Consider the following 8,182-nt stretch of genomic DNA (forward strand, 5'->3'; position numbering starts at 1 on the left):
CTTCCGGCTGGCGCCGGCGATGCGCGCCTTGATGTGGTCCTTGTTGCGTTCCCGGCTGCTCTCGCGACGCATCGCCTCGTCGAAGGCGGCATCGATTTTGCCCGCCAGAACGGTGCACGGCTGCTCGAGGCTTGTCCGATAGATCTGTCTCGCGATTCGCGTTCGATCGGCCTGTTCGTCGGCTCGTCGCGGGTCTTCGAGAAGGCTGGTTTCGAGAGGCTGTTGGAACGCAAGGCCGGTCGGCCGCTGATGCGGCTGGTGCTTTGATCGAGATTGCCTGCCCGGATGCCGTTGTCGATCTCACCTTGCGGTTGCAGCGGTAATTTCATACCAGACGGACAAAGCCTTTCTTCTCGGTCAAACGGAGAATTCGCGTGAACCGTGCCCTGCCATTCGTGTTCCTTCTTGCGTTGAGTGCCCCTGCTCTCAGTCAGACCGTCGACAGTCAGGGTGCGAAGCAATTGTCCGACGACTTGTCCCGCTATGTCGGCAAGCAGGCGATCGACAAAGGCATTTTGAAGGTTTCGCTGGAAGGTGGTGCTTACAAGATCCTGTTCGATTTCAAGGCACTTGCCGCATCATTTCCGGACCAGAAACTGCTGAAGTTCGACTTCGCGCCCTATGCCCTGATGGTCAAGCCGCGCAGCGACGGATCCTGGGATGTCTCGATGGATTTCTCCCAGAGCGCCTCCTTCGAGTTCAACGGACCCGAAGGCCTGCAAAGCACTCAGTTTTCGATCAAGGACGGCAAGGGCTCGGGCGTCTACGATCCAAATCTGGCGGCCTTCACCAGCGGCACCAGTTCGATGGCCGGCATGACGATGGCGTCGAAGGATGCCAAGCAGCACATGGAGGCCAGCGCCGGCGCTGGCATCGCGACCGTTGCCGCGACCAAGTCGGCGACCGGGGGCGTCGATTTCACAACCTCGCAGAAGGTGTCGAGTTTTGTCGAAGCGATCAATTTCGATGACCCCGAGAGCGGGCTGAAATTCCCGGTCACCGTCAGGTCGCCGGAATTGTCGGTCGAAGCCAGCGGCAAGGGCGTGCAGACCAAGCCATTGCTCGATCTCCTGGCATTTGCTGTGGCCAACGAGGACGAGGCGACGCTGAAGGCCAACCAGGCGCAGCTCAAATCGCTTTTGTTCGCCGCCTTACCGCTTTGGCAGCGTATCGACGGGACCTATGGTTTCAAGGATTTCGCGGTGGAAAGCCCGGTCGGCAATTTCGGCGCCACCCAGCTCAGCACCGTGTTCGGCTCCGACGGCGTCGCCCAAAACGGCACGATCACCTACGGCATCAAGGCATCGGGACTGACCGTGCCGACCCAGCTTCTCCCGAGCTGGAGCGTGGGGTTGTTGCCCACCGATGTCGATTTGAACTTTGGCGGCGCCAATATCGATCTCGACAGCATGGCGAAGAAGGCGATCGAAGCCTTTGATCTCAATAAGAATCCGCCGCTGTCTGCCGAATTCGGCGAGCAGCTTAAGGCCGACTTCATGGCCAAGACGCCGAAGGTCGTGCTTGGCCACAGCACCGTGAAGAACAAGGATACGGAGATCGCCCTGGAAGGCGAGATGACATTCCCGGGCGAAAAGCCCGAAGGTAGCGTGACCGTCGATGTCGCCGGCTTCGACAAGCTTGTCGAAGGCCTGCAGGAAGCGGCAAAGTCGGAACCGGAGGTGGCCCAATACGTGCCAGTCGCTCTCATGGCGAAGGGCTTTGGCAAGACGCTGTCCGATGGACGGCTGGAATGGATCGTCAACGCCAAGGCCGACGGTTCGGTCACCGTCAATGGCGTCATGCTGAAGCCTGCCGATCCGGCCGTGGACGACAGCGTGGACGATGGTGACGGCGACGATGACAGCGGGGACGACAGCGGCGGCGCAGGTGCGAAACTGAACCCTTGAAGGCTGGAGTTTAGAGCCCCAGCGCGCTTGCGATCTTCGGCGCGGCTTCGTGCCAGTCCTGGACGACGACCACATCGTCCGTCACCGGGGGCAGGAATGCGCGCAGTGAATTGTCGGCCATCAGGTGGAACAGTTCGGCGTCGGCGACCGATTCCCGCACCGACGCCAGATTGTGCGGCTGATCGTCGACGAAGACCACCGGTCGGCCGGCCTTGCCGCGAAGCTTGGCCACTGCCGGTCCTTTGGCCATTTCAGTGGTCAGAAGCGGGTAGCTCAGTCCAAGCGCGTCGAGATGGACACGACGCACGGCACGGTGTTTGTGCGGCATGGCCGTCAGCAAGATGATTTCCGCGCGGTCGCCAAGCCCTGCCAGGGCCTCTGCCGCGCCGTCCGTAATGTTTTGCCAATCGGCTTGCGTGTCAAAGAAATCGCCCAGCAGTGCCGTGACTTCGGGCTGTTCGATCAGGCGGCCGCTGGCCGTCTCTGCGATGTTGCCGGTCAGCCGGAACGAGGCCAGCGTCAGGCCATAGCCACGCGTCTTGAGGAAATTCGGAAACGGGCGGATGAATTCGAGCACGACATCGTCGACATCGAGCACCAGCAACGGCCGGTTGTCGGCTGCCAGTTCTTCGATCTGGCGCGCTGTTTCTGGATCATCGCTCATATGGAATGCTCGTGATTGTCATCGCCCAGCGGCAGCGACCGCAGGGCCTTGCCGACAGCAGCCGGCGGGGTGCCGGTTTCCTCGGCAAAGCGCATCAGCGTCGGCTCGTGGGCGAGGATGAATTGCAGGACACCAGCCAGGAAACCCGGCTCACTGGCGGCTTTGCGGATCGAATGGACCTCTATGCCGGTGATAGCCAGAAAGCGCGGCAAAAGCTCCGGATCGGAGGCGACAAAGCCCAGGGCCTTCACGGCAATCGATTCCGCTTCTTCGCGCATTGACGCTGCGTTTGCCATCACTACCTTCGGTGTGTGGAATGAGTCTCTCCCGCAGTAATGGCAAGAGTTGCTTGCGGCAAGCCATTAGAGCGTGGCGCGCCCTTTGGACGCGCAGGCGACGAGGTAGAATTCGCGCTGTTTTCCAGCCGCGGATTTCCGTTTCGTCAATCATATTGCCGTAAAGTGAAGCAGGGTTTGGTGCGTTCAGATATGGGCGCATGACGGTCGCCTTCGAAGCGGAAGGGCGGCCGGGACGGGATATCGATGCCGAAGAAGGTTATGATCGTCGAGGACAATGAGCTCAACATGAAGCTCTTTCGGGACCTCATCGAGGCAAGCGGTTACGAGACCGTGCGCACCCGCAACGGTCTGGAAGCGCTCGATCTGGCACGCCAGCACCGGCCGGATCTCATCTTGATGGATATCCAGTTGCCTGAGGTGTCGGGGCTTGAAGTGACCAAATGGCTGAAGGAGGACGACGAACTGCACGTCATCCCCGTCATTGCCGTGACCGCCTTCGCCATGAAAGGCGACGAGGAACGTATCCGCCAGGGTGGCTGCGAGGCTTATATTTCGAAGCCGATCTCGGTGCCGCGTTTCATCGAAACCATCAAATCCTATCTGGGCGATGCGTGATGTGCCCCTTCAGCCGAGCCGGAGCGTTATGAAATGACTGCGCGGATCCTCGTCGTCGACGATATCCCTGCCAATGTGCGGCTGCTGGAAGTGCGGCTGCTGGCCGAATATTTCGAAGTGTTGACCGCCACCAACGGGCCGGATGCGATCGAGACCTGCGAGAACGGCAAGGTCGATGTCGTGCTGCTCGATGTGATGATGCCCGATATGGACGGCTTGGAGGTCTGCAGGCGGCTGAAGAGCGATCCGGCGACATCGCATATTCCGGTGGTGATGATCACCGCGCTGGACCAGGTTTCCGACCGCGTCCGCGGGCTTGAGGCTGGCGCCGACGACTTCCTGACCAAGCCGGTCAACGACCTGCAGCTGATGACGCGCGTCAAGAGCCTTGTTCGGCTGAAGTCGCTGACCGACGAGTTGCGGCTGCGCGCCTCGACGACGCGCAATATCGGCATCGAGGAGTTGCTCAGCCGCAATTTCGCATCCGAGGACACGACGCCGAAAGTGCTTTTGATCGACGAGCGCAAAACATCCGTCGAGCGCATCCAGAAGATGCTGCGTGATCGGGCCGACCTCGACGTCACACATGATCCGCATGCCGGTTTCTTCCAGGCCGCCGAGACATCCTATGAATGCGTGATGATCTCGACCGCGTTCGCCGATTTCGATCCGCTGAGGCTCTGTTCGCAGTTGCGCTCGCTCGATCGCACCCGCTTCGTGCCGATTATCCTGCTGGCGGAGGAGGGCGAGGAGGAACGCATCATTCGCGGCCTGGAACTCGGCATCAACGACTATCTCATGCGGCCGATCGACCAGCAGGAACTGACGGCACGGCTGCGCACGCAGGTGCGCCGTAAGCGCTACAACGACCAGCTACGGGCCAGCGTCACCCAGACAATCGAAATGGCGGTGACCGACGGTCTGACCGGGCTGCACAATCGCCGCTATCTGGACAGCCATCTGCAGACGCTGTTCGATCGCGCCGTGGCACGGCGCCGGCCGCTGTCGGTGATGATCACCGACCTCGATCGCTTCAAGGCGATCAACGACGCGCACGGTCATGATGGCGGCGACGAGGTGCTGCGGGAATTCGCACGGCGGCTGCGCAAGAATGTCAGGGGTATCGACCTTGCCTGCCGCTTTGGCGGCGAGGAGTTCGTCGTGGTGATGCCGGATACCGAGGGCGCGGTGGCCGAGAAGGTGGCCGAGCGCATTCGCGCCGAAATCGCCCAGGCGGCTTTCGCCATTGGCCAGGACGGCAAGGCGATCGAAGTCACGGTCAGCGTCGGCGTGTCGTCGGTGCTGAAGGGCGTGGACACGGTGGCGGCGCTCATGAAGCGTGCCGATCTCGCGCTCTACGAAGCCAAAAGCGGCGGCCGCAATCGGGTCGTCGCCAAGGCGGCGTAGTGACCCAGCCCCGATTATCCAGTCAACCCGACAGGGTTACCCGTTTACCTTAATCCAAGCGATTCGCGAGCCTTGGTTAAGAAACTGTTGATTTTTATAAGCTCTTGCGCGACTGTGCAGGCCAAGACGAAGCCGGCACGAGGATAGACCGCCGGCTCCGGTCCCTGGGAATACCCCATGATGCTCAGGTCCGCCGCATCTCCTGGGTCCGTGGGGTCGGCCGGCCGGCGCTGGCACATAGTGGCCTCCTCGTACCGCTGCCAAACGCCGACCGGCCCCCTTCTTTCCAATGAACATCAGAGCTCCGTGCCAAAGCACGGAAGACTCTGGGTTTTTGCGCCTGAAAATCTGGATATCGTTAGGGGAAATTGCCCCGAGCGCTTGTTCCGCGGCAACCAACAGGGGAAACAATACCGTTCCCTTCCATTTCATACATATGGCGCACAAGGGGCTTGCGGCAAGACCCGGCTCCTCCCGTAAAACCGACCCGAACCAAGGTGCGGAAAACGGGAGTGATGACAATGGTTTCAGATCATGCGGTGGTGATCGCCGGGGGTGGTCCGGCGGGATTGATGCTGGCGGGCGAACTGGCGCTAGCAGGCGTCGACGTTGCCATTGTCGAAAGGCGGCCGGATCAGAAACTTGCCGGCCTGCGCGCAGGTGGCCTCCATGCACGCACCATCGAGGTGCTCGACCAGCGCGGAATTGCTGATCGGTTCCTCTCGCAGGGCCAAGTGAGCCCGGCCGTAGGTTTTCACATGATCCGCCTGGACATCAGCGACTTCCCAACCCGGCACAATTACCTGTTGGCGCTGCGGCAGAACCACATCGAGCGCATCCTGGCCGACTGGGTCGGCGAGTTGAAGGTGCCGATCTATCGTGAACACGAGGTTGCGGGGTTTATCCAGGACGACAGCGGCGTCGACGTCGAACTGTCCACCGGTCACCGCCTGAGGGCCGCATATCTGGTCGGCTGCGACGGAGGCCGCAGCACCATTCGCAAGGCGGCCGGTATCGAGTTCACCGGATGGGATCCGACGATGAGCTGGATGATTGCCGAGGTCGAAATGTCGGAAGAACCGGCATGGGGCTTCCGCAGCAACGCCTCCGGAATTCATGCCCTGGGTAAGATCGAGGACGGCAAGAAGGTTGGCGTCGTGCTGACGGAGCCCCGCCTGGAGGCGCGCGGCGAACCGACGCTACGCGAGCTCAGCGAGGCGCTGGCCGCCATCTATGGCACCGATTTTGGGGTCCACAGCCCGACCTGGCTCTCCCGCTTCACCGACATGACGCGCCAGGCTGCCGCATATCGCGACAGACGCGTGCTGCTGGCCGGCGATGCCGCCCACGTCCATCCGCCGATGGGTGGACAGGGCCTCAACATCGGCGTGCAGGATGCGGTGAACCTTGGATGGAAGCTGGCCCAGGTCATCAAGGGGATATCGCCGGAAAGCCTTCTCGACAGCTATCACGCCGAGCGCCATCCGGTTGCCGCCCGCGTGTTGCGTAACACGATGGCGCAGGTCGCGCTTCGCCGCACGGATGACCGCAGCAAGGCCTTGGCCGACACCGTTGCCGAGTTGCTCGGCATGGATGAACCCCGCAAAAAGATCGCAGCCGAGATGTCCGGCCTGTGTGTCCACTACGACCTCGAAGAGGGGCACCCGCTGCTTGGGCGGCGAATGCCCGATCTCGATCTGACCACCGCCGGCGGACCGTTGCGGGTCTTCACCTTGCTGCACGACGCGCGGCCCGTGCTGCTCAACCTCGGTGAGCCCGGCAGACTGGACATCGCGCCCTGGGCAGAACGGGTTCGGCAGATCGACGCCGGTTACGCCGGTATCTGGGACCTGCCGGCTCTCGGGAGTGTCGTTGCGCCCGACGCGGTCTTGATCCGGCCCGATGGTTATGTGGCTTGGGCCGGGGCGGGAACCCAACGGGGCCTTGTGGGCGCGCTGACCACCTGGTTCGGGCCGCCTGCTGCCGCAGGTTAGCAGACGCGATCGCGCGACCGCCTTGAGAATATTGCGTCGCTTCCTCCGACAGTGCTCCTGACAGTTTGTTGACAGGAGTTTTCAACTGTGCAGAATTGGTTGGACCATTGGACCACTCGGAGGAAATGTGGACCAGAACAGCCTGCCACCCATTCAAATCACGGCGCGCGACGACGCCGTGTTGAAGGCGTTGGTGGGATTTGTTCGCGCCGAAGCCCTGCAGCTGGGCGACAGACTCCCAACCGAACGCATTCTCGCCGAGCGGCTGAAGGTCAGCCGCAACACCGTGCGCGAGGCTCTGACACGCTGGGAAGGGCTCGGCCTCGTCGAACGCCGGTAAGGCAGCGGCACCTATCTCAAGGCGGCTGTTTCGCCTGATATGCTGCACATGCCGCTGACACTGGCCGGCGGCAATGATTTCACCAGCCTGATGCAGCCGCTGGAGATCCGCCGCGCGCTGTAGGCGGAGGCAGCAGCCCTTTGCGCCGAACGCGCCAGCCAAGCCGATATTGCCGAGATCGCACGCAAGCTCGACATCATGGAACAGGCGTTCCGCACGCGCGAGGGCATGTCGTCGGAAGAGGATTGGGAGTTCCACCAGGCGATCTACCGGGTCTCGGGCAATCCGCTGTTCGAGCAGATCATCGCCGCCATGCATGAGCTGTTTCACCGCTTCTGGGAGCATCCGCTCGGCGTGCGTGACTTCGGCCACGCCAGCTTTCCCTATCACCGGACCATCTACGAACGCATTGCTGCCCGCGATCCGCAGGGCGCTCGCGCCGAGGCGCTCAAGCTGATCGCCACCGTCGAGGACGACCTCAAGCGCGGCGCGGCCAAACTCAAACTCTCGAGCCAGACATGAACGAGCATCCATCAGGTTTCGATTACGACTATCTCACCGAAGCGGCCACGCTTTTGGCGCATGACGAACCGTTCCCCGGCGGTGCGGTGGTGCCGCCGATCTACCAGACCTCGCTGTTCACCTTCGCCAACTATGCCGAGATGGCCGATACCTTTGCCGGCAAACGAAGGCAGCCGATCTACTCGCGCGGCGACAATCCCACGGTGATGGAGTTCGAGGCGCGCGTGGCAGCGCTCGAGGGCGCAGAAGCCGCGCGCGGCTTTTCCAGTGGCATGGCGGCGATCAGCGCCACAGTGCTTGCGTTCGTCGGTGCGGGCGAGCGCATCGTGGCGGTGCGCAATTGCTATGGCGATGCCTACCGTTTGTTCGAGCGGCTGTTGCCGCGCCTCAACATCAAGGTCGACTATGTCGACGGGTCCTACCCGGATGCGGTC

7 protein-coding genes and 2 pseudogenes are annotated in these 8,182 nt (G+C 62.0%); 7 read left to right on the forward strand and 2 right to left on the reverse strand.

Annotated elements, in window-relative coordinates; genetic code table 11:
• Both EOA22_RS17580 and EOA22_RS17585 read left to right on the forward strand, forming a co-directional pair.
• Positions 1-267 (forward strand): annotated as a pseudogene (locus EOA22_RS17580) (GNAT family N-acetyltransferase); the annotation flags it as partial.
• 107 nt (positions 268-374) lie between these two features.
• Positions 375-1,907 carry a hypothetical protein gene (locus EOA22_RS17585; RefSeq protein ID WP_063167893.1) on the forward strand — a complete coding sequence of 511 codons (1,533 nt, stop codon included), beginning with the start codon at positions 375-377 and terminating at the stop codon, positions 1,905-1,907.
• A 10-nt stretch (positions 1,908-1,917) separates the two neighbouring features.
• Here the strand turns inward: EOA22_RS17585 and EOA22_RS17590 are convergent, their stop codons facing one another.
• Complete coding sequence (locus tag EOA22_RS17590) at positions 1,918-2,571, reverse strand: hypothetical protein (RefSeq protein ID WP_013531934.1); 654 nt, start codon at positions 2,569-2,571, stop codon at positions 1,918-1,920.
• Positions 2,568-2,867 (reverse strand): DUF3572 domain-containing protein, encoded by a 300-nt coding sequence (locus EOA22_RS17595; RefSeq protein WP_024503583.1) that lies wholly within the window; start codon positions 2,865-2,867, stop codon positions 2,568-2,570. The genes EOA22_RS17590 and EOA22_RS17595 overlap by 4 nt, the downstream gene beginning before the upstream one ends.
• Positions 2,868-3,113: 246 nt before the next feature.
• Between EOA22_RS17595 and EOA22_RS17600 the strand changes: the two genes are divergently transcribed.
• The 5 genes and pseudogenes from EOA22_RS17600 to EOA22_RS17625 all read left to right on the forward strand — a co-directional run.
• On the forward strand, positions 3,114-3,485 hold the full coding sequence (locus EOA22_RS17600) for a response regulator (protein WP_013531932.1): 372 nt from the start codon (positions 3,114-3,116) through the stop codon (positions 3,483-3,485).
• Positions 3,486-3,518: 33 nt separating this feature from the next.
• Complete coding sequence (locus EOA22_RS17605) at positions 3,519-4,892, forward strand: PleD family two-component system response regulator (RefSeq protein WP_063167894.1); 1,374 nt, start codon at positions 3,519-3,521, stop codon at positions 4,890-4,892.
• Positions 4,893-5,413: 521 nt separating this feature from the next.
• The gene (locus tag EOA22_RS17615) at positions 5,414-6,886 is read left to right on the forward strand and encodes an FAD-dependent monooxygenase (RefSeq protein WP_063170221.1); all 1,473 of its coding nucleotides are present in this window, start codon (positions 5,414-5,416) and stop codon (positions 6,884-6,886) included.
• 127 nt (positions 6,887-7,013) lie between these two features.
• Positions 7,014-7,748, forward strand: a pseudogene (locus EOA22_RS39700) (FadR/GntR family transcriptional regulator).
• Positions 7,745-8,182 (forward strand): PLP-dependent transferase (locus EOA22_RS17625; protein WP_206521296.1); only part of this gene is annotated, 438 nt, incomplete at its 3' end. The pseudogene EOA22_RS39700 and the gene EOA22_RS17625, both read left to right, overlap by 4 nt.

Source organism: Mesorhizobium sp. M7A.F.Ca.US.014.04.1.1, from assembly GCF_003998745.1.
GTDB classification, from domain to species: domain Bacteria; phylum Pseudomonadota; class Alphaproteobacteria; order Rhizobiales; family Rhizobiaceae; genus Mesorhizobium; species Mesorhizobium ciceri.